The organism is Candidatus Tisiphia endosymbiont of Parasteatoda lunata (assembly GCF_964030955.1).
GTDB lineage: Bacteria > Pseudomonadota > Alphaproteobacteria > Rickettsiales > Rickettsiaceae > Tisiphia.
The window spans coordinates 1,320,792-1,345,497 of record NZ_OZ035003.1; the positions used below are offsets into that span (position 1 = coordinate 1,320,792).

The following is a 24,706-nucleotide window of genomic DNA, read 5'->3' on the forward strand; positions in this document are numbered from 1 at the left end:
GTTTGTTAAACTATAAATTTGTAACCATCATATAGAGGTTTTATATTACTTGGCAATATTTTTGATATCTCATGGTAATCAATAAAATGATTCATATTCGTTAATAATATTTGTTGAGGTTTATATTCATCGTTCCACTGTAAAATTTTATCTAATCCTGCATGGCAATCATTAGATTCATACGCCATACAGTCTAATATCCAAACATTGATATTTTTCAAGAATGGTTTAGATTCTGCCGGAAAAGCTAGCACATCACTAGAATATACAAAATCATCCATTCTAATACCTAAACTATCTATAGGACCATGATGTTGTCTGAAGAATTGTACATCTATGGTATTAATTTTAAATTTTGCAAAAAAATCTACCGGTCTTGCAATCAGTTTATCTGGAGCAAATAAATGTTGGTGACGATTCTCAATTTTCAATGCTGTGCTACTGTCAGAAAAAATTTCTAGTGGTATTTTTTGGAAAAATGGAAATACACGTAACTCATCAATACCGTTAACATGATCTGCATGATAATGGGTTAATATAGCACCATCCAATTTTTTAATCTTTTCTCGCATTAATTGATTCTTGATATCAAAACCAAAATCAACAAGAATTTGACTATTACCATCATCGATGTATATTGATGATCTAGTTCTTTTATTGTAACTTGAAGTAGAACTGCATATATTGCAATCACAATTAATTATCGGCATACCAAGTGATGAGCCACATCCTAGCACTGTTATTTGTAGCATATACTTAAACCAAACAAAATTGAAATTGAAAATGTTTGAACTTTTATATAATTTCCATGGTCTTAATCAAGAGATATTCTTGTGGATCAATAGAATTACTAACCATTTTAGCATAATAGCTTATATTCTACAAATTATCTCTTATTGTTTTAATATTACCAACTTTGCTATCGTTTATTTTATATATTGTGGATATTTCTATATCCAGTTAAAAAAGATTCAAGATTTTAATCAGCGTCAGATCAAATTTTGGTCTATATATAATAAAATGGTAATGATTGGTATAATTTATGCTATATTCGGTTGTACTTATGCTCTATTTAAGTTTTCGGTTAATATACCTAGACCATTTTGCTCATTACCTCTTAATAGTTTTGTAACAATTGCTAATGTTGAAGTTGAAGTTGAAAGATGTTTATCCAGTTTTCCAAGCAGTCACTCCGGATTAGCATTAATGGTATCTTACTGTATTTGGTCATATATAACAATGTGGCAAAAAATTATAGCCTTTTTGATTGTTTTATTAGTGGCAGTCTCACGTATTACTCTTGCTATGCATTACCCAGCTGATATTATTTATAGTTTCCTTATCACCATAATGATTATAGTGGTTAGTAAAATGATTTTTAAAATTTTTACCAACAATTTAATAAAATGGTTTGGTGAAAGGATTCTTTCTCTATTATATCATTATTTTCTAGACCACTAATATAATTAGTGATTTTTATTTTGAATAAATTTCACTTATGTTTTATAGTAGTAAGATACTAAAAAACTCTTATATAGCTTCAAATTTATGCAAAATATGGAAATTATTGAGACTATCTCTACATCCGTATCATGTTTTGGCAAAGAACCACTTTTTGATCATCCAAGAATTTATTTGGAGATTGATTCAACCAAAGGCTCTATTGTGTGTCCTTATTGTAGTAAAACATTTGTGTTAGTAAGTAATGAAGATAAAACTCCTGTCAGATAGTACTATAAACCGCATCGCTGCTGGGGAAGTAATTGAACGACCAGCCTCGGTGGTAAAAGAACTAGTTGAGAATGCTATTGATGCAGCTAGCACTAAGATAGATATAAGCTTACAGCAAGCAGGGAAAAATCTTATTATTATTTCTGATGACGGAATAGGCATGTCTGAAGAAGATCTAAAAATTGCTGTAGAACGTCATACTACTTCTAAACTTGATGAGTCAGATTTACAAAATATTCACACTTTTGGCTTTCGCGGAGAGGCATTACCTTCAATAGGTTCTGTAAGTAAGATGTTGATTACTTCAAAGGCACGTGGGGCTGATAGGGCTTATCATATACAACTTAGCGGTGGGCATAATAGAGAGATTAAACCTACCATTCATAACGAGGGTACTAAGATTGAAATACGTGATTTATTCTTTGCCACCCCTGCAAGACTAAAGTTCTTAAGATCTGATAAAACTGAATTGGCAGCTTCGGTTGATGTAATCAAGAAAATTGCATTAGCTCATCCTAAAATCAGTATTAATTTATCTCATGATGGCAAAAATATCATAAAAGTAAAAGGTCAAGATGGAAATTTTGATGATCTGTTAAAGCAAAGAATAATTGATATATTGGGTTATGATTTTATTGAAAATTCTGTCCATATTAATCTACAAAGACCGGAAATATCAGTATATGGCTTTACCAGCATTCCTACCTTTAATAGAGCTTCTGCTGAGGATCAGTTTTTATTTGTTAATAATAGACCCGTTAAGGATAAATTACTACAAATCGCCCTAAGACTAGCTTATCAGGATTATTTAGCTCGGGATAGACATCCAGTTTCAGTTTTGTTTCTACAGATAGATCCCCACATGGTTGACGTTAATGTACATCCTGCCAAAACAGAAGTAAGGTTTCATGATCCAAATACTATACGGGGATTACTGATAAGCTCTATCAAAGATGCCCTTGCCACTAGAAGTCATATGGTGTCAACGAATGTTGCCACAACTGCCTTAGGTCTTTTTCGAAATACTACTACTAGTAATTTTGTTAAAACAAATAAGACATTTCAAAAGAACCATACCTCTTCTAACAAAGTATATCCAAATGGTTTAAGTATATCTGATAATATCAGTACTTATAAGGCTCAAAATTTAACCATTCCTAGGCACAATGATAGTTCTAATGTTCAGCAACAATTAATAAAGACAGACCCACATGCTAAAGTAGAAGTGCTAGAGGATGATATCCTAGACCTAGATTGTAATAATAAACCTCTTGCAAAATTCACTTCTACTAGGGAATCTGCAGGAGGATTGAAACCTCATCCTTCAAGCAGTATGGCAAATTCCGTTATGGATTCGAGTCTAGCACCATTGCCTAAATTACCAGCAGAAGTAGAGTTATGCAAAAAACCTAATGTGCTACTCGGAGCAGCGAGAGCCCAACTGCACGGCACTTATATAATATCACAAACAGCAGATAGTATTATTATCGTAGATCAACATGCAGCACATGAGCGTTTGGGATATGAGAAAATTAAGCAAATGATAAGTAACAATGGCTTAATTAAGCAACGATTACTCATGCCTGAGATAGTAGAATTACCGGATGTCAAAAGAGCTGATTTATTGTATAATAGAAAGGATGATCTTTCTAAATTAGGTTTAAGCCTAGAAAAATTTGGCGAGCGATCTATCATTGTATCAGAGAGTCCAAGCTTACTTGGAAATACCGATATAAACCGACTTATCCAAGACTTGGCAGATAATTTATCTGATCTTGGTGAAAATATTTCCTTGATTCAATTGATTGAACATGTTACAGAAACCTATGCATGTCATTATGCTATCAGAGCAGGTCGTAAATTATCTTCTGAAGAAATTGAATTATTAAGACAAATGGAAAAAACCCCATTTTCTGGTCAGTGTAATCATGGTAGACCAACTTACATCGAACTCAAACTCAAAGATATTGAGCGATTATTTGGACGTAGGTAACCTGAGGTTAGGTAGGTTTTAAACTGTATAAAAAAATAATATAATGTCTAACTATAATAATATATTTGATAATCACATAACTAGAATTAAACAAGAAGGCAGATATCGTGAATTTGTTCCTGTTCAAAGGCAGGCAGATAACTTTCCGTCTGCTTGGCATGGTGATAAAGAAATTGTAATGTGGTGTATTAATGATTATCTTGGTATGAGTAAGCATCCAGATGTTACCAAAGCTGCTCTAGAGGCTACAACCAAATATGGAATTGGTTCTGGTGGCACAAGAAATATAGGCGGCAATAATAGCTGCATAATAGAATTAGAGCAAGAACTAGCAACCCTCCATAATAAAGAATCAGCTTTAGTATTTACGTCCGGTTATGTTGCCAATGATACTAGCCTTGCAACACTGGCAAAAATAATGCCTAATATAGTTTTTTTCTCAGATGAATTAAATCACGCTTCTATTATTTCCGGTATCTGTAACTCAAAAGCTGAAAAACATATTTATCGACATATTGATATTCAACATCTTGAAGAATTACTCAAAGGAGTGGATATTAATAGACCAAAGATTATTGTTTTTGAGTCAGCTTATTCTATGGATGGATTATTTTCTCCCATAGAAAAAATAGTGAACTTAGCTAAAAAATATAATGCTTTAACCTTTATTGATGAAGTACATACAGTGGGTCTATACGGCAAGTATGGTGCTGGCATTGCCGATCTTCAAGGCTGTGCTGATAAAATTGATATGATCCAAGGAACGCTTGGTAAGGCTTATGGCACTATTGGTGGTTATGTTGCAGCCAATCGTCAAATTATCGATTCTATAAGGCTTACTGCACCAGGTTTTATATTCACCACCTCTCTACCCCCAGTTATTGCTTCAGCAGCAACTGCCAGTGTTCGTCATTTAAAAAATTATAATATAGAGAGGAAAACTTACCAAAAGGTAATAGCCAAGGTAAAAGAATCTTTTGATAAAGCTAAAGTGAATTATTTTAAAAATGATAGCCATATTATACCAATAATTATTGGCAATCCAATTAAAGCCAAACAAGCCTCTAATATGTTGCTAGATAACTATAATATTTATGTTCAGCATATTAACTTCCCAACAGTACCACGTGGCACAGAACGTTTAAGAATCATCCCAACACCTAACCATACCGACCAAATGATTCATGACCTCACTACAGCCCTTGTTGAAATTTTTAGTACTCTCGATATATCACCATCAATCAATTCTTACTCTATAATAAAATTACCTTTACACCCTGCAGCGTAGTATAACTGCAATCAGTAGTTAATGTACATAGTAGCATTAACTACCAAAGATGCCATTCCTACTTGCCACTATGTCATCAACCATGATTTTAATAGCAGGTGTAGCAATAATAATGGTTCTGTCGCATATGTTGGACAATAGAAAAAAGATTGATATAATGATCTAAAAAAGATGTTAAGATGTTTCGTATTACTGCAAGATTATTATCATATTTCAAAGGATTTTGTTCTTCACCAGAAATAATAATGTTATTTGTCTATATGAAATGCCGATTTTCTTTAAGTTATCGAGATTTGGAAGAAATGATGAGTATAAGGGGAGCAAAAATTGATCACTCTACATTACAAAGATGGGTTATAAAATTTGTACCATTGATAGATCAGGTGGTTAGAAAAAGAAAGAAGCCAGTTGGTAGTAGTTGGAGAATGGATGAGACTTATATTAACCTCAGTTTGATGTAAGAGGAAGGTTGAGATTGTTTAATTTTCCAAAAGCTACAGAAATTTTATTAGGCTTAAAAACATAGGCAAGCAGTCCAGCTAATACGTTAGTTTGAAAATTCATAACAGATCTGTGCCTTGTATGGTCTATATGACAAAGGTTTTTTAGTTGATCGTTAATGGTTTCAATAATATACCTTTTATTTAAAAACCGCTTTTTAATAGGATCTATTATTTTTTCTTTCATATTACTTTTAATTTTTGTTATTAGTTCTAAACCTTGATTAGCAAGGGATTGAGTGAGTTTTTTACTGATATACCCACGATCACCAAAAAGCCAGCCTTGTAATTTATCTACTAAATTTTCCACCACTGCTCTATCATCAACATTTCCTGGAGTTAAAGAAAAACTCATAATCTCTCCGCAACTGTTAATGACAATATGTAGCTTACAACCAAAGAACCACCCAGTGGAAGTCTTACCTCTTTTTGCTATGTCTTTGAATACTTTATGTCTATTAATTCTTAAATTATGGCAAGCAGGAAGTTTAGTAGAGTCGATATAATATTGACCAGTTTGTTTTCCTGATAGGCTTTTTAGCAGTAACACCATGGGCATGAAGCTCATTGGCATTAACTGAATAAAACGACTATAGCTCACAAGTTTTGGAAATTCCTTTCTATAACTTTGACATAGGCAGCATAAATAAAAATCTTTAAAGGTACGGTAGTGACTCAAGTGAAACATTACTATAATAGTAATAATCTCTGAGAGTCCTATACTGCAAACTACTTTACGCTTACGGTTAGGATTTGGTAATATATATTTATTTTGCTCCGTATCAAAATGCTTGCAAAAATCATCAATTAAGCAGAAAATCTCCGTAAGAGGGATCATAATATATTCTCCAATTTTGTTGTTATTATTCGAGAACTTTATAATCCCTCCCTTCTTACTTTTCAAATATTCTTTCTCCTAACACACTAGTTTAAAAGAAGGTTTTATTTTTACCATAGCTCACCACCAACAGTTTGTTTATGTTATTACATAATGCTTAGCATTTTGTTTGGTGCTTACGTCAAACTCAGGTTATATTAAATTAAACGGTAAATGGGTTTATTTATATAGAGCACTAGATAGTCTTGGTAATACTGTAGACTTTCTGCTACGTAAGCATAGAGACAAGCCTGCAGCACTGGTTTTGTCGCATCTATAAATCATACTACATCAAGATTGTTAAAACTAAGGTTTTGGACATTATGATGCCATTAACATAGCAAAATTCTCAAAAGTAGAAAGATTATCATTAGCTCCAATTATTTGTCTTTTTTGCATCATACGAATATTTTCTATACCGGTAATAGTCATTTCTGCAGAATGAAAACTCTTAAAACCAAGCATTGGCTTTGTACGTTTTTTGATAAACCTATGATCTTGTTCTACAAGATTATTCAGGTATTTGGTCTGAATAACCTTAATTTTATAATCTTTAGGAACTTCTGTATTCAAATCATTAAGAGCAGCCGTATTACTAGCGCTTTTATCAATTACTACTTTCTCAGGAAAATTATTCTCTCTAAAGGCTTTACGAAAAAATGCAAGTGCTGCAGGCTTGTCTCTATGCTTACGTAGCAGAAAGTCTACAGTATTACCAAGACTATCTAGTGCTCTATATAAATAAACCCATTTACCGTTTAATTTAATATAAGTCTCATCCATTCTCCAACTACTACCAACTGGCTTCTTTCTTTTTCTAACCACCTGATCTATCAATGGTACAAATTTTATAACCCATCTTTGTAATGTAGAGTGATCAATTTTTGCTCCCCTTATACTCATCATTTCTTCCAAATCTCGATAACTTAAAGAAAATCGGCATTTCATATAGACAAATAACATTATTATTTCTGGTGAAGAACAAAATCCTTTGAAATATGATAATAATCTTGCAGTAATACGAAACATCTTAACATCTTTTTTAGATCATTATATCAATCTTTTTTCTATTGTCCAACATATGCGACAGAACCATTGGACCTTCCACAGTTGGAGTTGGATCTTTTTTTAATTTATTGTCCCACTTTGGTAGAAAAACCCCGCACTTGCAGTGCGTCGTTTCAACATAAATTTTAAATATCTTATCAAGAAAAGATAAGAATGAATCATACAGATATTTTTTAACAAAATCTTACACTTCACAGATATATTCTTTTTGTGTTGTGACACTTTCTAAATGAGCCATACACAAATAGTTTCTAACTTTTAAGTTAGTACATACATGAGGCATTCATGCCGTAATATTAAGCTCTGCACTTGCAGTGCAGAGTGGTTAACTAAGTCTAGCTTCTATTTCTTGATCTTTTCGTTTACCTAATTCAGCAGATTTATTATCTAAATTAACTTCAGACTGCATTTCTTCCATCAACTTATCTAGTCCGTCCGCCAAAAATATTTAAAGCCCCCCATAATCTATGATTGAATAAAATTTTTACAAAAAAAATTCTAATATTTGCACTAAAATTAAAAATTGTTTTCAATTTTATTGAAAAATTTCTGTTTTAGTAAAATTTTTACATGAGCTTATTGTTAACGATTTTTTTTAATCGTTTAGCAAGTTTTTTAATGATAATTTTTTTATGTAGAGTTAGGCATGATGTGTAAATGATTGGCAATACATCGTAAAGGTTCTGTCGCATATGTTGGACAATAGAAAAAAGATTGATATAATGATCTAAAAAAGATGTTAAGATGTTTCGTATTACTGCAAGATTATTATCATATTTCAAAGGATTTTGTTCTTCACCAGAAATAATAATGTTATTTGTCTATATGAAATGCCGATTTTCTTTAAGTTATCGAGATTTGGAAGAAATGATGAGTATAAGGGGAGCAAAAATTGATCACTCTACATTACAAAGATGGGTTATAAAATTTGTACCATTGATAGATCAGGTGGTTAGAAAAAGAAAGAAGCCAGTTGGTAGTAGTTGGAGAATGGATGAGACTTATATTAAATTAAACGGTAAATGGGTTTATTTATATAGAGCACTAGATAGTCTTGGTAATACTGTAGACTTTCTGCTACGTAAGCATAGAGACAAGCCTGCAGCACTTGCATTTTTTCGTAAAGCCTTTAGAGAGAATAATTTTCCTGAGAAAGTAGTAATTGATAAAAGCGCTAGTAATACGGCTGCTCTTAATGATTTGAATACAGAAGTTCCTAAAGATTATAAAATTAAGGTTATTCAGACCAAATACCTGAATAATCTTGTAGAACAAGATCATAGGTTTATCAAAAAACGTACAAAGCCAATGCTTGGTTTTAAGAGTTTTCATTCTGCAGAAATGACTATTACCGGTATAGAAAATATTCGTATGATGCAAAAAAGACAAATAATTGGAGCTAATGATAATCTTTCTACTTTTGAGAATTTTGCTATGTTAATGGCATCATAATGTCCAAAACCTTAGTTTTAACAATCTTGATGTAGTATGATTTATAGATGCGACAAAACCGCTAATTCTCGTAAGGTACAGGAGCAGAACCCATCTAAACCGCAAATTAACAATAATAATAAACAACCCGATGTTCCAAAGGAAAACGCTATTTTGGATGATATAAAGCCGGAAAAAAGCTGGTTTGCAAAGATTATAGATAAGGTTATTGATATTGTTAAAGAACTCTTGAACAATTCACAAAATCAAGATATTCCATCTCCTAAACAACAAAATATAGAGGAGTTTAGGCAGAGAAGAGAAGAAATATTAGCACCAGTAATACAGGCACAAAAGAAAGCAAAATTGTTAAAAGAAGAACAAAAAACAAGCAGAGAAGTATCTAGGGCAAAAAGACTAAGACATAATTTAGCAGAGCATGATACTCATAAACCTTTGCGTTCTAGTACTTCATCTATTACTTCACCTCCTAGTACTCCTCCAGTAAAACCACCAGTAAATAAGAACAATAGGGGTGTTAGATGAGTCACATAGAATGTTGATTATGGTTATCTATAGAATTACTTCTCTGCAGTTTTTTCCGATGAAGAAAGCGCTCTTCTTCTTGTAATAAATTTGGTTCAGATTTACTTTTCCGTAACTGTGCCATAACCTCAGGTGTTACGATCTCTTTAGCAGATTTTTTAGCAGCCTCCATAGCTTTCGTTAATGGGCTATAATCCCTTATTACCTTAGGTTGTTCATAAAAAGGATTATGTGTCCTACCTATATCTTTTAAAAGGCTTAGTGTACCTTTTGCAGCTGCTGTCAGTATATTATTACTTTTATTCTTTTCTTTAGTTTCAGGTTCAGTTGCTTTTTCATTAGGTTTTTCTTCAAACTTATTGACTGCTGTATGAAGTGTAGCTCGTTTTTGCTCATCGGTTAACTTATTATAATTTTTGTCAAACATCAGTTCAGTTAAAACTTGTTGATATATATCAAATTTATTTTGTTTTTGCTCATCGGTTAACTTAAAATAATCCTTATCTTGCATTAATTCAGCCAAAGCTGCAGTTTGGATATGTTGTTTTTGGGTGATCTCACGTAACTTTGCTAAATCGCCATAATCATAATAGGGGACATCACCCTTACTGAGTTCATTATTAATATTGATTTTCAATGTGTTAGTAAAGTTAGCTGAGTCCTTTGCCTTTACACCTGACTCAACTATAGAAATAGCTGAAAGTGCACCACTTTTTAGTGCTGTAAGAATCTTAACAGGATTCCCACTAATGGCAGCAGTTATGTTAGACGCTAAATTAGCGGCATTTTGAAGATTATCAACTAAGAACTTGCTTGTACTAAATGCTATTTCTATTTTAGGATCTACATAGTGGTAATGTTTATCTTTGTCATTTGGAACATGATTATTTGGGACATGTAATTTATTTTCTAATGCCTTGGCTAATTTGGGATCGAGTAGTAGTAAGTATTGTTGCTTGTCTATGTCCCCTCTATTTTGCATCAATAGGTCATTTTCTTGGGCAAGTTTACGGAGTCTTCTTGTTTTGATAACATCAACTATTATTTCGCTAGTTACTCCAGCTAATGCTATTGCAGCCGCGGCCAAGGCTGCTGGAGGGGAAACCCCAGCTAGTGTTACTATTGCAAGTGCAATTGTAACAGTACGACCTATAGCACTAGCAAATAGCACCTTCGCCAATTTTGTATCTAACAGCCACTCTATACCTTTAAAAAGCCTCGTACTCTTTGTCCAATCCCAAGCAGCTTTAATTTTATTTAAAAATCTCTTAAATTTTGATTCTGTCTTTGGTTCTGTATTTTCCTGTTCTAAAGATTTTGCAAATTCATCTGAAATTTTAACTTCATTTGTTTTAACCGATTTTAATCTTTCACTTTTCTCTTGCTCAATTATATGTAAATCATCTTTACTTTTTACAGATTTTTGAGAGAGAGTACGTTTTAATTTATTTTCACGTTCAAGCTCCATATCATCAAAGCTTTTGGAAAGCTCTGCTTTTCTTTGCTTGGGTTGCACTGTTTGATTGTCTAAGGTATTAGCTATTTCTATCTCTTTAGGCACAATTGTAGTACTACCTATCTCAGAACTTTCAAGGTTTTCAAACGGCGTAGATTCTTTTTTGTCATCTGTCATAATATATAACCTATTGGTATAGACTCCTATCATATTTAATCTTAAAAGAGAGTCTAACAGCAAATTATACAAGGTTAAAGACTAATTTTATAATAAATAAAATTAGTCAGCAATGATTGCTATATATTCTAGTAGCAATTCTACCACAAACCTAGTGTTTTCCACCACATACCGCCTATAAAAATCCATATAATGCCATATACTAGACTCAAAATTAAACCAAGATACCACCATGTTCTGATCTTCATATATCCTGTCTCAAAATATATTGGAGCACTACTAAGTCCATAATGAGTAAGCCCCGAAGATAATATTGATAAAAAACTGAGTATCAATGCAGATAGTAAACCAGGCATTTTAGCATGCATAAATAACGCTAGAAAAGTAGGAAAAAGTATAGCAATATGGGTTGTAGTACTGGCAAAAAAGTAATGTATATAAAAATATATTATAGAAAGTATAATTATACCAATCATTGGAGAGAAAAAACTTAATAAATTGTCTCTAAGTTTATCACTAACCCATGATATTAAACCAAAATCAGACAAAAAACTTGAAATCATAACTAAAGTGCCATACCAAATAAAGGTATGCCATGCCCCTTTATCTGCAAGAGTATCTTCAAACTTAATTATTTTGCATAATAATAAAATACATACTCCCAACAGTGCAACTGTAGTAGCTGATAATCCCCATTTGCTGCCAAGCATCCATAAAAAAATTAGAATTACAAAAGTTATTAGCATAATAATCTCTTGCAATGATATATCACCTATTTCTTGCAATTTTGCCCTAGCTATTTGTATAGCAGATGGATCGTATTTAATTGAGGGTGGATGTAAATAATAAATAATAAGAGGCATTACAGCAAGAGAAATCACGCCTGGCACTATAGCTGCTATTGCCCAGTCACTCCATGTAATTATAATCCCAGCATCAGCTGCGAACTTAACAGCTAAAGGGTTAGCGGCCATAGAGGTAATAAACATAGCACTAGTTATCACATTTGATTGAAAGACTACTTTCATAAGAAATCCGCCGTTTAAAACGGGCGTTTTGTAATTTGTTTTATCAGAGTAAGCGGTGCAGAGTGACTGAGCGATAGGAAAAATTATCCCTCCTCCCCTAGCACATACACTAGGAATAAAAGGTGCAAGTATAAAATCAACAATTACCAAAGCATATGAAAGACCAAGGGTACTTTGTCCGACAAGTAGAATGATGTGATAAGCTATCCGCTCCCCACAGCCTGTTTTTATAAAACCCTGAGCAATAAAAAAAGCACACAGCACTAGCCATATAATGCTATGACTAAACCCGGATAGACTTTGTTCTAAGGAAAGGGTTTGCGTCAGAATACAACAGAGTATGCTAAATAAGGCTATAGCACCCATAGGTAAAGGATTAAGAATTATAGCTGCAATAGTGGTAATAAATATAATAGAAAGATGCCACACCTTAACATCAAGTCCTTCAGGGGCCGGTATATACCATATTACACAAGCTAAAATAACAAGCATTATAATAGGTAAATTTTTGTTCCAATTACACATATTAAGCATAATAAATTTATTTCAAGATCGAGTAAGGTGAGTGGGGGGGGTTCGTATCAATTGATAATGCGTGTAGTCCGCTCGCTAGTTCATCTGCTAAAAGATTGTGAATTATTTTATGCTGTTCTAGCAAACTTTTTCCTATAAAAACTGCTGTAAAAATTTTGATCTTAAGATGACTTTCAGTAATGCCACCATTATGGCTGGCATGTTTGTAACTTTCGTCAACTATTTCGCAATAATGTGGTTTTAACACATCTAGTTTTCTTTTTATTCTATTTATTTTGGTCATAGTTATATATATATAAAACTTTTACTTGTATCAAGTCTACTGGGATTTTAGTATTTAGCAAATATTATTATTTAGTTGGTTATGGCAAAATTAGATACAAAAATTAGAAATTTGCAATCTGAGCTTGATAAAGCCCGGCATGGGTATTGTATCTCTTTTAAGTTATTAAATTACGACGAATTGAATGCTATGATGGGAGGAGATATTTATATAATTGACAAATTTAATAAAATTATTTCTGAAGTTTGTAATAAATTAATTACTGCTCCTTCTATATCAGTTTATAAACAAATTGAGCATGATAGAATATTGTTGCTTTTACCCACACTAGACCAAAATCTAGTTAAGGAAGTTGTCCTAAAAATATATTTATTATCTCAACTTTATGTCGATGATCTATTACCTGCAGTTTATATGAATTGCAGTAGTGCTAGCATAGAGTTTCCCAAATTTACCAATAAAGCTGAAGAAGTATATAATCTATTAAATTGGCTAGGTTCTTATCAAGGTGACCAAAGTTATTATCGTGAGTATGATAAATATTATAATATAGAGTGTGTTAAAGAGTCTAATAAGCAGCTGAATCTCTTAAGAAAAGCTTTATTAAACAAAACAATGGTTTTTGCTTATCAGCCAGTTATTGACCGTAAAACAATGAAAATTCATTACTATGAATGTTTACTAAGGATTCCTGACACAAATAACAATCTATTTTCTGTAGGAGCAATAATTCTAGAAGCTGAAAAGAAAGGTTTAATTTTTATAATAGATCAAATAGTGCTAGAAATGGCAATCAAAGAACTAGATGCTAACCCTAGCTTAGTGCTTGCAGTTAACATTTCAAATATTGGTATATTAGATGCTTCTCTCCTGGAGATAGCAGAAAAACTATTACAAACATATGATGTTTCAGGAAGGTTAATTATTGAGATTACTGAGACTACCCTTAATCAGCATTACCAACAAATAAAATCCTTTATGCACAGACTAAGAAAATACGGTTGTAAATTTGCTTTGGATGATTTTGGAGCTGGGTTTACTTCATTTAAACAATTACAAAATCTACCGATAGATATTATTAAAATTGATGGTAGTTACGTACGTAACATCACTAGCGATATACAAAATCAAGATTTCATTAAACGATTAATTAAAATTTCTGAGAATTTAGGCGTTCAAACTGTAGCAGAATTTGTTGAAAATGGGGAGATAGCCAATTTTTTAATCAACTTAAAAATTGATAATATGCAAGGCGATTTCTTCTCACCGGCATCGGTTAACAGAATAAAATAATCATCAGAACGATGCCCCCACAACTGTTGAAAGTAGAAAAAGGAGCGGTTTTAAAGCTCATCATGGCAATTTAAAAGTTGCAGCAAAATAACCAAGGTCATTGCGAGGAGGAGGCGATGGAATCGCCTCCTCCTCGCAATGATGGTTAAGGAAAAACTTGATTATTGAGTTCTACACCTGATTGTTAAAATATAATACTCCATTCAATATGTGATTTTAATTATTAAAATCACATATTGAATAATGAAAAAAGTTAAAATGCACCCGCAGAATTACTTCAAGAGTGCATTTTTCCTTATGACAAAGCCAGTTCTATAGAAGAATTATTAATTCTTCTAACAAACTGTTCTAATAGTTTGTTTATGTTTTTACATAATGCGTAGTATTTTGTTTGGTGCTTATATCGAACTTAGGTTATTATAATATACTCTTCTGCTTTGAAGAATTGGTTTTTGCAAATAATTGCGGGGATTTCGCGTACTTATGTACTTCATGTACTGCTTGCGTTCGCTCACCCTTGGTTAATATTATGGTTCAATTTGTTACCTTATCAGGCTTTTCAGAATATGAAGACACAGTAAAGTTGATGGAAGATAAGGTTACAAGTTTAATCAATAAATCTTCACAAGAGATTGTTTATTTAGTTGAATATAAGGATATTTATACCGCAGGTACTAGTTTTAAGGCAAATGAATTATTAAATCCTAGAGATATACCGGTAATTTATACTGGTAGGGGGGGGAAGTTTACCTACCACGGTAGCGGACAAAGAGTAATATACCCCATTCTTGATTTAGCCTCAGAACGAAGGCAAAAGGATTTAAAACTATATATTAAACTATTAGAAGAATGGATTATAAATAGCCTTTTATATTTTGGGATTAAAGCTTTTACTATAAGTGGTATAGTGGGAATATGGGTAAAAGAAAACGGTGTACCCGCAAAGATTGCATCAATAGGTATTAGAGTTAAAAAATGGGTTACATATCATGGTGTTGCTGTAAATATTTCAACAAATCTTGATATGTTCTCCGGAATTATTGCTTGTGGTTTGAGAGATATGCCTATGACCTCGTTTAAGAAACTTGGTATTGATATAACGTTAGATCAGTTTGATGAAGTTATTAAGGATAAAGTCTTTGAGGTCTTTTAAAATATTCAGTATATACTCAGGTAGAACTTCAAGAATTGGCGTTGTCGTGTCTAAAGATCGAAGCTGCTCACGTACTAATGTACGCCTAGCAGCTCGACTTTGCTACTGCCTAGCTCTTCTTGAAGTTATACTATCGTCTACCAACTTTTCATTTACGAGCAGTATACCCCTATGAGTTCAATTTATCATATACTTGATAAGATTCCTGCTATTTATCCTGAGGACATGCAAATAGAATATGAACAATTAGCTCAGCAATTAATCAAATCAGGAAAACTTAGAATAGATACCGATAATAGTTGTAATTTTGCAAGATTTTCTGATCCAAAGTTCAATATTAGTTTGATGGTAAGTAAAGAGGAAATAACTGAGCCAAATTTAATTGAACAAACTAATCAGTTATTAAGATATCTATACAAATCTTCTATATCAGATAAAAAATTGGCATCGATTTATACAGATCTGAAAAAACAAATTCAAAAATTACAACCAGTTGACCAATCTGTTACTGAAAAATTAACAAGGCTTTTTGTTCAATCAGCCCATCCTATAGTTATTAGATGTTTATTGCATGATAAGGTCCAAGTATTTATTACTTATTCCCATAATATTGGTGATATGATGGATATAGTTGATTGGCAACGTTCTGATTCTAATAGCGGTATGCAAAGTACTGACGGTAAGAATGTAGCAGTCTTTGTTTCCTGTGGTGGAAATCCATTTGCTGAAAATGATAAAAATTACCCAACTTATGGTGATGGATGGGCAGCAGTTGCTAGGTTGCAAATTATAGCTGGGCAGGAACTTGGGCATTTTGCTGATATTAAAAGAGATGCAAGTGGTCGTCAAATAAGTCGTCATTCAGCAAATTTTTCTGGAACAAAAGCAACCCCCCATGTAAGACAGGCTAGAATAGATGATATTATTAATTGTGATAAATTATTAGCCACGCTTCTCTCTATAGGGATGAGGCAAATGATTATTTATGAAGAAAAGATAAAATTTTATAATAAAAACAAGGTACGGGGTATAAGGGCTTATTGGGCAAGATTACTTGGAACAATCCATAAACAGAAATTTTTATTTTCTGTTAATAGCAGGAGTTTCGCAGTTAGCAAAATTGCGAATCAGCTAAAAGGCATCTAATGTTGTTCTGAATTGATGTTTTTATAACTTCCCAAGTTTGTTGATATAAAGTAATTTTTTCATTTATCCTCCTTTTGTTCATATCGAGCCAAGCAAATACGGCAAGGCAAATATGATTTCTCTGAGCTCGACCCGTGCGTGCCTGACAGCGTTCAATACCACAAGTTTGTTTTAATTCTCGATGATAAACTTCTATAGACCACCGTGCCTTAACAATTTTCTCTATTTGTTCACGTGTTGGATTTTCTAAGTTAGTTGTTATGTAATCAATGCGACCATTTTTTGCCACAAACTTAAATACCGTAACCCAACCGTATCCACGTAGGTGAATTTTTAGTCCCTCATCAGGAATCTCTAAACTTTCTAAGCTAACATTATGATTAACTTTTCTATTTTTTCTTAGGTTACTAACCCATGTCCAACCTAAATTACGTATATGTTTCAAATTCTCCAAACCGCTATACCACGCATCCATTACTACTGCATCAGGATTGATCCCTCTTTCCTTAGCTAAAGTAAGCATATCACAAAAATGCTCATTCTTTGTTTTTCCATCAGTTTCTTTATCATATATTCTATAATCTACAGGGGTAGATTGATCAGTTTTAGCATTGTAATGCAGTAAGTTGACCATCCCTATACCAGGTATAACATCATGTACAGCTCCAGAATATTGATAATGTACAAGCTCAATTTTCTTACTGTATTGCTTTGACAATAACGTGTCATCTCCCACTAATAAACAAGAAGCTTATAATGGACTGAAAAAATTAGACAAAGAAGCAGGTATTTTTGTTTCTCAATAAGTATAGAATAATAAATAAAATTAAAGAGAAACAAATGGGTAAAAAACAAATTAAAAATTTTAGTGCAGAAGCAAAAACTAAAATAGTATTAGAGATGTTAAAAGAAGAATCAACAATAGGTCAGTTATCGGTCAAATATGAAGTAACGGCTAAAACTATGCAAAACTGGAAACGACAATTTTTAGATAATGCGTCATTGGCATTTGAGCCAGCAAAAGCTGTTAGTGAGTACAAAGGGCAGATTAGTGAACTTAAGAATCAAAACGATGAACTTGCAAAAGCATTAGGTAAGGCTACAGTCGAGAGGGACTGGGCGGTGGGAAAGCTAAACAGCTTGGACTTATCAAATAAGAAAAGTCTTGTCGACCCCAAGCTGAGTACGTTAGCAAAGACAAGGCAATGTGAACTATTAAAGATAAGCAGATCTGGAGTATATTATAAAGCTAAAGTAATGAGCTTATATAATCTTGATATTTTAAATAGAATAGATGAAATATATACGGATAACCCTGAGTATGGTTATCGTTATATATACAAACAATTATTGGAAGACGGCTTTAATGTGGGCAGAGATAGGGTGCTTAAATATATGGGAATAATGGGTATAGAAGCTATTCATCCTCATAAAAAGCAATCTACTTCTGTGAAGGATGGTCAACATAAAATTTATAGCTATTTGCTTGAGCCGTACTGGCACAAATCAGGAACGAATAGAACTATTCATGTACCTTATGTTAATCAAGTGTGGAGTGGTGACATTACTTATATTAGAACTAACGGAGGATTTATGTATCTTGTGGCGATTATAGATTGGCATAGTAAGGCAATACTAAGTTATAAAGTATCTAATTCTATGGATGCATCACTTGTAACCGATGTATTAAAAGATGCACTGAATAAATACCCTGCACCACAAATATTCAATAGTGATCAGGGTAGTCAATATACTGGACATGAGCATACGGGAATTCTAAAAGAGAATAATATACAAATCTCAATGAACGGTAAGGGTAGAAGCATTGATAATATTGTGATTGAAAGATTTTTTAGAACTTTAAAATATAATTGTATATTTATAAATGATTTTAAAAATATCGCAGAACTTAAAGATGGTATTGATAAATACATGGATAAATATAACAATCAAAGATTCCATTCAAGTATTGGTTATAAAAAACCGATGAACGTGTATCTTGATTACTTACAAAATGCAGCTTAAAAATTATGTAAAATGGGAAACAAAATTAGTGAAAAATTTGTCTTGAAAAATCAGTCCAGTTTCTTACTATGCCAATCTATAATCGCCACAAGATACATAAATCCTCCGTTAGTTCTAATATAAGTAATGTCACCACTCCACACTTGATTAACATAAGGTACATGAATAGTTCTATTCGTTCCTGATTTGTGCCAGTACGGCTCAAGCAAATAGCTATAAATTTTATGTTGACCATCCTTCACAGAAGTAGATTGCTTTTTATGAGGATGAATAGCTTCTATACCCATTATTCCCATATATTTAAGCACCCTATCTCTGCCCACATTAAAGCCGTCTTCCAATAATTGTTTGTATATATAACGATAACCATACTCAGGGTTATCCGTATATATTTCATCTATTCTATTTAAAATATCAAGATTATATAAGCTCATTACTTTAGCTTTATAATATACTCCAGATCTGCTTATCTTTAATAGTTCACATTGCCTTGTCTTTGCTAACGTACTCAGCTTGGGGTCGACAAGACTTTTCTTATTTGATAAGTCCAAGCTGTTTAGCTTTCCCACCGCCCAGTCCCTCTCGACTGTAGCCTTACCTAATGCTTTTGCAAGTTCATCGTTTTGATTCTTAAGTTCACTAATCTGCCCTTTGTACTCACTAACAGCTTTTGCTGGCTCAAATGCCAATGACGCATTATCTAAAAATTGTCGTTTCCAGTTTTGCATAGTTTTAGCCGTTACTTCATATTTGACCGATAACTGACCTATTGTTGATTCTTCTTTTAACATCTCTAATACTATTTTAGTTTTTGCTTCTGCACTAAAATTTTTAATTTGTTTTTTACCCATTTGTTTCTCTTTAATTTTATTTATTATTCTATACTTATTGAGAAACAAAAATACCTGCTTCTTTGTCTAATTTTTTCAGTCCATTATATTCCTTAGCTAAAGTAAGCATATCACAAAAATGCTCATTCTTTGTTTTTCCATCAGTTTCTTTATCATATATTCTATAATCTACAGGGGTAGATTGATCAGTTTTAGCATTGTAATGCAGTAAGTTGACCATCCCTATACCAGGTATAACATCATGTACAGCTCCAGAATATTGATAATGTACAAGCTCAATTTTCTTACTGTATTGCTTTGACAATAACGTGTCATCTCCCACTAATAAACAAGAAGCTTCCCTATCAATATATTTTGACACTTCTCTGTAGATCCCGCTAGGGCGGAAATCCTTACTATTTAACCATCGACTTGCACTATCATGAGATAGGTTTATTGGACTTACTTCAGATAATGCTTTACCACTATATCTTACGCTACTTGCTTGTAAAAATGATTTATATAAGTCTTTGCTACATTTTGATCTTGCCATGCTTAACTAAAACTCTTTCTTGCTAGATTAACATATTTTTTGCTAAGTGCGAAACTCCTGTAAGTTAGTTGTTATGTAATCAATGCGACCATTTTTTGCCACAAACTTAAATACCGTAACCCAACCGTATCCACGTAGGTGAATTTTTAGTCCCTCATCAGGAATCTCTAAACTTTCTAAGCTAACATTATGATTAACTTTTCTATTTTTTCTTAGGTTACTAACCCATGTCCAACTTAAATTACGTATATGTTTCAAATTCTCCAAACCGCTATACCACGCATCCATTACTACTGCATCAGGATTGATCCCTCTTTCCTTAGCTAAAGTAAGCATATCACAAAAATGCTCATTCTTTGTTTTTCCATCAGTTTCTTTATCATATATTCTATAATCTACAGGGGTAGATTGATCAGTTTTAGCATTGTAATGCAGTAAGTTGACCATCCCTATACCAGGTATAACATCATGTACAGCTCCAGAATATTGATAATGTACAAGCTCAATTTTCTTACTGTATTGCTTTGACAATAACGTGTCATCTCCCACTAATAAACAAGAAGCTTCCCTATCAATATATTTTGACACTTCTCTGTAGATCCCGCTAGGGCGGAAATCCTTACTATTTAACCATCGACTTGCACTATCATGAGATAGGTTTATTGGACTTACTTCAGATAATGCTTTACCACTATATCTTACGCTACTTGCTTGTAAAAATGATTTATATAAGTCTTTGCTACATTTTGATCTTGCCATGCTTAACTAAAACTCTTTCTTGCTAGATTAACATATTTTTTGCTAAGTGCGAAACTCCTGACTTAGAAAATCCAACACGTGAACAAATAGAGAAAATTGTTAAGGCACGGTGGTCTATAGAAGTTTATCATCGAGAATTAAAACAAACTTGTGGTATTGAACGCTGTCAGGCACGCACGGGTCGAGCTCAGAGAAATCATATTTGCCTTGCCGTATTTGCTTGGCTCGATATGAACAAAAGGAGGATAAATGAAAAAATTACTTTATATCAACAAACTTAGGAAGTTATAAAAACATCAATTCAGAACAACATTAGATGCCTTTTAGCTGATTCGCAATTTTGCTAACTGCGAAACTCCTGTTAAACTCAAATAATAAGCTATATAAATTAAGAGAATTAATAAATTGGTCTGGTCTAGAAGAATGGTTATCAAAAAATGTTTCTATTAAGAGATTTGGTAGAAATAGAAAATGTCATAGAGTGATGCTTGGTGTAACGATGCTACAAGCAATGTATAATTTTTCAGATTCATTAGCAGAGGAAGAACTAAAAGAAAACATGTATTGGCAATATTTCTGTGGGTGGGAATATATAGAAACAGATATAGCGATGTCGGAAACTAGCATAAGAAGATTTCGTAATTTATTAGGTGAATCTGGATATAACGAGATATTAGCAGAGTTGATAAGAGTTGGAATAAGAACTAACACAATTAAAAAAAAAGATTTGGAATTGATAATTGCTGATACAACGGTACAAATTAAGAATATCAAGCACCCACATGATGTTTATTTAATGGATAAAGCTAGGCTTAGTATTGTGAAGCTTTGCCAAAGTTTGGGTATAAGTTTAAACGAAACCTACGCTAGAACCTATAAGCGAGATATAATAAAGCTCTGGAAGTATAAAGAGCATAGCAAAGCCAAGAAGCGTTGGAAAATAATGAAGCATTTAAAAACGTTACTTGGTCGTTTGGTTAGAATATGTGAGCGTGAGATAAAAAATCAGAAATTAAACTTATCTATCAGAGATCAAGAAGTATTGAAAAAAGTAAAACAAATACATAGCCAATCTGTTTTAAAAAGAGAAGAGAAAAAGCAATACAAAGAACAGAATAAAATATTGTATAGTTTTCATGCCCCTGAGGTAGAGTGTATAGGGAAGGGAAAACGAAACAAGCCATATGAGTATAATGGACTGAAAAAATTAGACAAAGAAGCAGGTATTTTTGTTTCTCAATAAGTATAGAATAATAAATAAAATTAAAGAGAAACAAATGGGTAAAAAACAAATTAAAAATTTTAGTGCAGAAGCAAAAACTAAAATAGTATTAGAGATGTTAAAAGAAGAATCAACAATAGGTCAGTTATCGGTCAAATATGAAGTAACGGCTAAAACTATGCAAAACTGGAAACGACAATTTTTAGATAATGCGTCATTGGCATTTGAGCCAGCAAAAGCTGTTAGTGAGTACAAAGGGCAGATTAGTGAACTTAAGAATCAAAACGATGAACTTGCAAAAGCATTAGGTAAGGCTACAGTCGAGAGGGACTGGGCGGTGGGAAAGCTAAACAGCTTGGACTTATCAAATAAGAAAAGTCTTGTCGACCCCAAGCTGAGTACGTTAGCAAAGACAAGGCAATGTGAACTATTAAAGATAAGCAGATCTGGAGTATATTATAAAGCTAAAGTAATGAGCTTATATAATCTTGATATTTTAAATAGAATAGATGAAATATATACGGATAACCCTGAGTATGGTTATCGTTATATATACAAACAATTATTGGAAGACGGCTTTAATGTGGGCAGAGATAGGGTGCTTAAATATATGGGAATAATGGGTATAGAAGCTATTCATCCTCATAAAAAGCAATCTACTTCTGTGAAGGATGGTCAACATAAAATTTATAGCTATTTGCTTGAGCCGTACTGGCACAAATCAGGAACGAATAGAACTATTCATGTACCTTATGTTAATCAAGTGTGGAGTGGTGACATTACTTATATTAGAACTAACGGAGGATTTATGTATCTTGTGGCGATTATAGATTGGCATAGTAAGGCAATACTAAGTTATAAAGTATCTAATTCTATGGATGCATCACTTGTAACCGATGTATTAAAAGATGCACTGAATAAATACCCTGCACCACAAATATTCAATAGTGATCAGGGTAGTCAATATACTGGACATGAGCATACGGGAATTCTAAAAGAGAATAATATACAAATCTCAATGAACGGTAAGGGTAGAAGCATTGATAATATTGTGATTGAAAGATTTTTTAGAACTTTAAAATATAATTGTATATTTATAAATGATTTTAAAAATATCGCAGAACTTAAAGATGGTATTGATAAATACATGGATAAATATAACAATCAAAGATTCCATTCAAGTATTGGTTATAAAAAACCGATGAACGTGTATCTTGATTACTTACAAAATGCAGCTTAAAAATTATGTAAAATGGGAAACAAAATTAGTGAAAAATTTGTCTTGAAAAATCAGTCCAGTTTCGCTTCCCTATCAATATATTTTGACACTTCTCTGTAGATCCCGCTAGGGCGGAAATCCTTACTATTTAACCATCGACTTGCACTATCATGAGATAGGTTTATTGGACTTACTTCAGATAATGCTTTACCACTATATCTTACGCTACTTGCTTGTAAAAATGATTTATATAAGTCTTTGCTACATTTTGATCTTGCCATCCTTAACTAAAACTCTTTCTTGCTAGATTAACATATTTTTTGCTAAGTGCGAAACTCCTGAATAGAAGAAAATTATTTTTTATTAGGAGATTCATAAAAGAGCAATATATGGGGCTGATGATTAGAGCTATGATTGAAGATATGAAGTTTAATTTAGCACCAGTCGCAGATGTTTATAAAAATAGTAACCCTGAGGTTGAAGAAACAATTGCCTGTATAGAAGCTCTAGCAAGAGTACCCCAACAAGTGATGAAATGGGGATATTTAACGACTATGGCAACAATGCAAGGATTATATAAAGTATATTATTCCGAAGTTATACCTTCCTTAATTTCTAACTATGTATTAATGACTAAGCAAAGCTATAAACGTGATATGTCAAAGCCAAGATCTCTAACTAATTTTTTTCGTAAAATAAACATATTTAGTAAAGAAAAATTAGTATTTAAACAAATCAGAGAAGTATAATTAGCTTTAAAAAGGTTTAAAATGCATTCGCAAAACCGCTTTAAGAATGCATTTTTCTTTTCCATGATATTTTCAAAAAACAATTCGTAGGAGCAGAAGAGTATAATCAAGTTTTTTTAAATAACCCTGTTATAGCCTATAATGTAGAACTTCTTATCTTAAAACTTTTTCTATGATAAGGCGAAAGATCGTGAAGGCTTATAGCATTTAAATGTTCTTTAGTACCATAACCGGAGTTTTTGTGCCACATATATTCCGGAAATTCTTTGGCATATTCAAGCATTAAGCGATCTCTAGTAACTTTCGCAATAATAGATGCTGCTCCAATAGAAATTGATAAATTATCGCCATTTATTATACTAATAAATCTTGGATCGCGAAATTTCATATTACCATCTATTAATACTGTATTCGGTTTAACAGCAAGATTTGCTACTGATATAGTACAAGCTTTTTTAGTTGCTTCAAGGATATTAATTATATCTATCTCATCGTGATGCACTATACCAACAGACCAAACATAATTTTGGGTTATTTGTTTATATAACAACTCCCTCATTGTTTTAGTAAGTTTTTTAGAATCTTTGATACCATGTATGATTTTTGTTTGATCAATGATAATAGATGCAGCTACTACAGGACCAACTAGCGACCCTCTGCCAGCTTCATCTACTCCAGCGACTAATCCTGAATATGTTTGTTCTAATTTAAGCATCATGCCTCCCATAAAATGACAGTCTATGTATTTCCACCTTATATATAGTTCCTTATCACCGCTATCATCTATTGTTACTGTAGTAACAGACATTATGAACTCAAAATAAAACAGACTACTTAAACTGCTT

25 protein-coding genes and 4 pseudogenes are annotated in these 24,706 nt (G+C 32.6%); 16 read left to right on the top strand and 13 right to left on the bottom strand.

Annotated elements, in window-relative coordinates:
- Positions 1 to 5: 5 nt before the first annotated feature.
- Positions 6 to 752, bottom strand: coding sequence for an MBL fold metallo-hydrolase (locus AAHN00_RS08235; RefSeq protein ID WP_342270977.1), 747 nt, complete (start codon positions 750 to 752; stop codon positions 6 to 8).
- A gap of 31 nt (positions 753 to 783) precedes the next feature.
- Between AAHN00_RS08235 and AAHN00_RS08240 the strand changes: the two genes are divergently transcribed.
- From AAHN00_RS08240 to AAHN00_RS08260, 5 genes and pseudogenes are all read left to right on the top strand, one after another.
- On the top strand, positions 784 to 1,461 hold the full coding sequence (locus AAHN00_RS08240) for a phosphatase PAP2 family protein (RefSeq protein WP_342270978.1): 678 nt from the start codon (positions 784 to 786) through the stop codon (positions 1,459 to 1,461).
- Between the two features lie 96 nt (positions 1,462 to 1,557).
- A complete protein-coding gene (locus AAHN00_RS08245) occupies positions 1,558 to 1,731 on the top strand; it encodes a zinc-finger domain-containing protein (RefSeq protein ID WP_342272621.1) in 174 nt (57 codons plus the stop codon).
- On the top strand, positions 1,706 to 3,724 hold the full coding sequence (mutL, locus tag AAHN00_RS08250) for a DNA mismatch repair endonuclease MutL (protein ID WP_342270979.1): 2,019 nt from the start codon (positions 1,706 to 1,708) through the stop codon (positions 3,722 to 3,724). Before AAHN00_RS08245 ends, mutL begins: the two co-directional genes overlap by 26 nt.
- 43 nt (positions 3,725 to 3,767) lie before the next feature.
- Positions 3,768 to 5,012, top strand: coding sequence for a 5-aminolevulinate synthase (gene hemA / locus AAHN00_RS08255; RefSeq protein ID WP_342270980.1), 1,245 nt, complete (start codon positions 3,768 to 3,770; stop codon positions 5,010 to 5,012).
- A 179-nt stretch (positions 5,013 to 5,191) separates the two neighbouring features.
- Positions 5,192 to 5,464, top strand: a pseudogene (locus tag AAHN00_RS08260) (IS6 family transposase); the annotation flags it as partial.
- On the opposite strand, the gene AAHN00_RS08265 reads toward AAHN00_RS08260, so the two are convergent.
- Positions 5,460 to 6,350 (bottom strand): IS982 family transposase, encoded by an 891-nt coding sequence (locus AAHN00_RS08265; protein WP_342270981.1) that lies wholly within the window; start codon positions 6,348 to 6,350, stop codon positions 5,460 to 5,462. The pseudogene AAHN00_RS08260 and the gene AAHN00_RS08265 overlap by 5 nt on opposite strands.
- 193 nt (positions 6,351 to 6,543) lie before the next feature.
- On the opposite strand from AAHN00_RS08265, the pseudogene AAHN00_RS08270 reads away from it, so the two are divergent.
- Positions 6,544 to 6,651: pseudogene (locus AAHN00_RS08270) on the top strand (DDE-type integrase/transposase/recombinase); the annotation flags it as partial.
- Between the two features lie 59 nt (positions 6,652 to 6,710).
- On the opposite strand, the gene AAHN00_RS08275 reads toward AAHN00_RS08270, so the two are convergent.
- Positions 6,711 to 7,418, bottom strand: a complete 708-nt coding sequence (locus tag AAHN00_RS08275; RefSeq protein ID WP_342270982.1) for an IS6 family transposase — start codon at positions 7,416 to 7,418, stop codon at positions 6,711 to 6,713.
- Positions 7,419 to 7,517: 99 nt separating this feature from the next.
- Complete coding sequence (locus tag AAHN00_RS08280) at positions 7,518 to 7,679, bottom strand: hypothetical protein (protein ID WP_342270983.1); 162 nt, start codon at positions 7,677 to 7,679, stop codon at positions 7,518 to 7,520.
- A gap of 522 nt (positions 7,680 to 8,201) precedes the next feature.
- Between AAHN00_RS08280 and AAHN00_RS08285 the strand changes: the two genes are divergently transcribed.
- Positions 8,202 to 8,909 (top strand): IS6 family transposase, encoded by a 708-nt coding sequence (locus AAHN00_RS08285; protein ID WP_342270982.1) that lies wholly within the window; start codon positions 8,202 to 8,204, stop codon positions 8,907 to 8,909.
- 36 nt (positions 8,910 to 8,945) lie between these two features.
- Positions 8,946 to 9,434 carry a hypothetical protein gene (locus tag AAHN00_RS08290; RefSeq protein ID WP_342270984.1) on the top strand — a complete coding sequence of 163 codons (489 nt, stop codon included), beginning with the start codon at positions 8,946 to 8,948 and terminating at the stop codon, positions 9,432 to 9,434.
- A gap of 1 nt (position 9,435) precedes the next feature.
- Here the strand turns inward: AAHN00_RS08290 and AAHN00_RS08295 are convergent, their stop codons facing one another.
- From AAHN00_RS08295 to AAHN00_RS08305, 3 genes are all read right to left on the bottom strand, one after another.
- A complete protein-coding gene (locus AAHN00_RS08295) occupies positions 9,436 to 11,067 on the bottom strand; it encodes a hypothetical protein (protein WP_342270985.1) in 1,632 nt (543 codons plus the stop codon).
- Between the two features lie 140 nt (positions 11,068 to 11,207).
- The gene (locus AAHN00_RS08300; RefSeq protein ID WP_342270986.1) at positions 11,208 to 12,629 is read right to left on the bottom strand and encodes a DASS family sodium-coupled anion symporter; all 1,422 of its coding nucleotides are present in this window, start codon (positions 12,627 to 12,629) and stop codon (positions 11,208 to 11,210) included.
- A gap of 7 nt (positions 12,630 to 12,636) precedes the next feature.
- Complete coding sequence (locus tag AAHN00_RS08305; protein ID WP_342270987.1) at positions 12,637 to 12,912, bottom strand: BolA family protein; 276 nt, start codon at positions 12,910 to 12,912, stop codon at positions 12,637 to 12,639.
- Positions 12,913 to 12,993: 81 nt separating this feature from the next.
- On the opposite strand from AAHN00_RS08305, the gene AAHN00_RS08310 reads away from it, so the two are divergent.
- The 3 genes from AAHN00_RS08310 to AAHN00_RS08320 all read left to right on the top strand — a co-directional run bounded on the left by AAHN00_RS08310 (position 12,994) and on the right by AAHN00_RS08320 (position 16,504).
- Positions 12,994 to 14,205: an EAL domain-containing protein gene (locus tag AAHN00_RS08310; RefSeq protein ID WP_342270988.1), complete on the top strand. Its 1,212-nt coding sequence runs from the start codon at positions 12,994 to 12,996 to the stop codon at positions 14,203 to 14,205.
- Between the two features lie 529 nt (positions 14,206 to 14,734).
- The gene (gene lipB / locus AAHN00_RS08315; protein ID WP_341752268.1) at positions 14,735 to 15,358 is read left to right on the top strand and encodes a lipoyl(octanoyl) transferase LipB; all 624 of its coding nucleotides are present in this window, start codon (positions 14,735 to 14,737) and stop codon (positions 15,356 to 15,358) included.
- Between the two features lie 171 nt (positions 15,359 to 15,529).
- A complete protein-coding gene (locus AAHN00_RS08320) occupies positions 15,530 to 16,504 on the top strand; it encodes a DUF2748 family protein (protein WP_342270989.1) in 975 nt (324 codons plus the stop codon).
- Here the strand turns inward: AAHN00_RS08320 and AAHN00_RS08325 are convergent.
- Positions 16,470 to 17,240 (bottom strand): transposase, encoded by a 771-nt coding sequence (locus AAHN00_RS08325; protein WP_342270990.1) that lies wholly within the window; start codon positions 17,238 to 17,240, stop codon positions 16,470 to 16,472. The genes AAHN00_RS08320 and AAHN00_RS08325 overlap by 35 nt on opposite strands.
- Before the next feature lie 104 nt (positions 17,241 to 17,344).
- Here AAHN00_RS08325 and AAHN00_RS08330 point away from each other — a divergent pair, with 104 nt between their 5' ends.
- The gene (locus tag AAHN00_RS08330; protein WP_342270912.1) at positions 17,345 to 18,529 is read left to right on the top strand and encodes an IS3 family transposase; all 1,185 of its coding nucleotides are present in this window, start codon (positions 17,345 to 17,347) and stop codon (positions 18,527 to 18,529) included.
- A gap of 50 nt (positions 18,530 to 18,579) precedes the next feature.
- Here the strand turns inward: AAHN00_RS08330 and AAHN00_RS08335 are convergent, their stop codons facing one another.
- Genes AAHN00_RS08335 through AAHN00_RS08345 form a run of 3 tightly spaced genes read right to left on the bottom strand, consistent with a single transcriptional unit; the run spans position 18,580 to position 20,671 of the window.
- Positions 18,580 to 19,380 carry an IS3 family transposase gene (locus tag AAHN00_RS08335; protein ID WP_342270991.1) on the bottom strand — a complete coding sequence of 267 codons (801 nt, stop codon included), beginning with the start codon at positions 19,378 to 19,380 and terminating at the stop codon, positions 18,580 to 18,582.
- 34 nt (positions 19,381 to 19,414) lie between these two features.
- On the bottom strand, positions 19,415 to 19,912 hold the full coding sequence (locus tag AAHN00_RS08340; protein ID WP_342270992.1) for a hypothetical protein: 498 nt from the start codon (positions 19,910 to 19,912) through the stop codon (positions 19,415 to 19,417).
- Between the two features lie 42 nt (positions 19,913 to 19,954).
- Complete coding sequence (locus AAHN00_RS08345) at positions 19,955 to 20,671, bottom strand: transposase (RefSeq protein ID WP_342270993.1); 717 nt, start codon at positions 20,669 to 20,671, stop codon at positions 19,955 to 19,957.
- A gap of 110 nt (positions 20,672 to 20,781) precedes the next feature.
- Between AAHN00_RS08345 and AAHN00_RS15110 the strand changes: the two are divergent.
- The 3 genes and pseudogenes from AAHN00_RS15110 to AAHN00_RS08355 all read left to right on the top strand — a co-directional run.
- Positions 20,782 to 20,878, top strand: a pseudogene (locus AAHN00_RS15110) (hypothetical protein); the annotation flags it as partial.
- A gap of 133 nt (positions 20,879 to 21,011) precedes the next feature.
- Positions 21,012 to 21,914: a transposase gene (locus tag AAHN00_RS08350; RefSeq protein ID WP_342270994.1), complete on the top strand. Its 903-nt coding sequence runs from the start codon at positions 21,012 to 21,014 to the stop codon at positions 21,912 to 21,914.
- A gap of 34 nt (positions 21,915 to 21,948) precedes the next feature.
- Positions 21,949 to 23,133: an IS3 family transposase gene (locus AAHN00_RS08355; protein WP_342270912.1), complete on the top strand. Its 1,185-nt coding sequence runs from the start codon at positions 21,949 to 21,951 to the stop codon at positions 23,131 to 23,133.
- Positions 23,134 to 23,183: 50 nt separating this feature from the next.
- Here AAHN00_RS08355 and AAHN00_RS08360 read toward each other — a convergent pair whose 3' ends face one another.
- Positions 23,184 to 23,393: a hypothetical protein gene (locus AAHN00_RS08360; RefSeq protein WP_342270995.1), complete on the bottom strand. Its 210-nt coding sequence runs from the start codon at positions 23,391 to 23,393 to the stop codon at positions 23,184 to 23,186.
- A gap of 6 nt (positions 23,394 to 23,399) precedes the next feature.
- Here AAHN00_RS08360 and AAHN00_RS08365 point away from each other — a divergent pair.
- Positions 23,400 to 23,861, top strand: a pseudogene (locus AAHN00_RS08365) (DUF2748 family protein); the annotation flags it as partial.
- A gap of 136 nt (positions 23,862 to 23,997) precedes the next feature.
- On the opposite strand, the gene AAHN00_RS08370 reads toward AAHN00_RS08365, so the two are convergent.
- Entirely contained in the window at positions 23,998 to 24,588 is a 591-nt protein-coding gene (locus AAHN00_RS08370) for a ribonuclease HII (protein WP_342272622.1), read from the bottom strand.
- Positions 24,589 to 24,706: the final 118 nt, after the last annotated feature.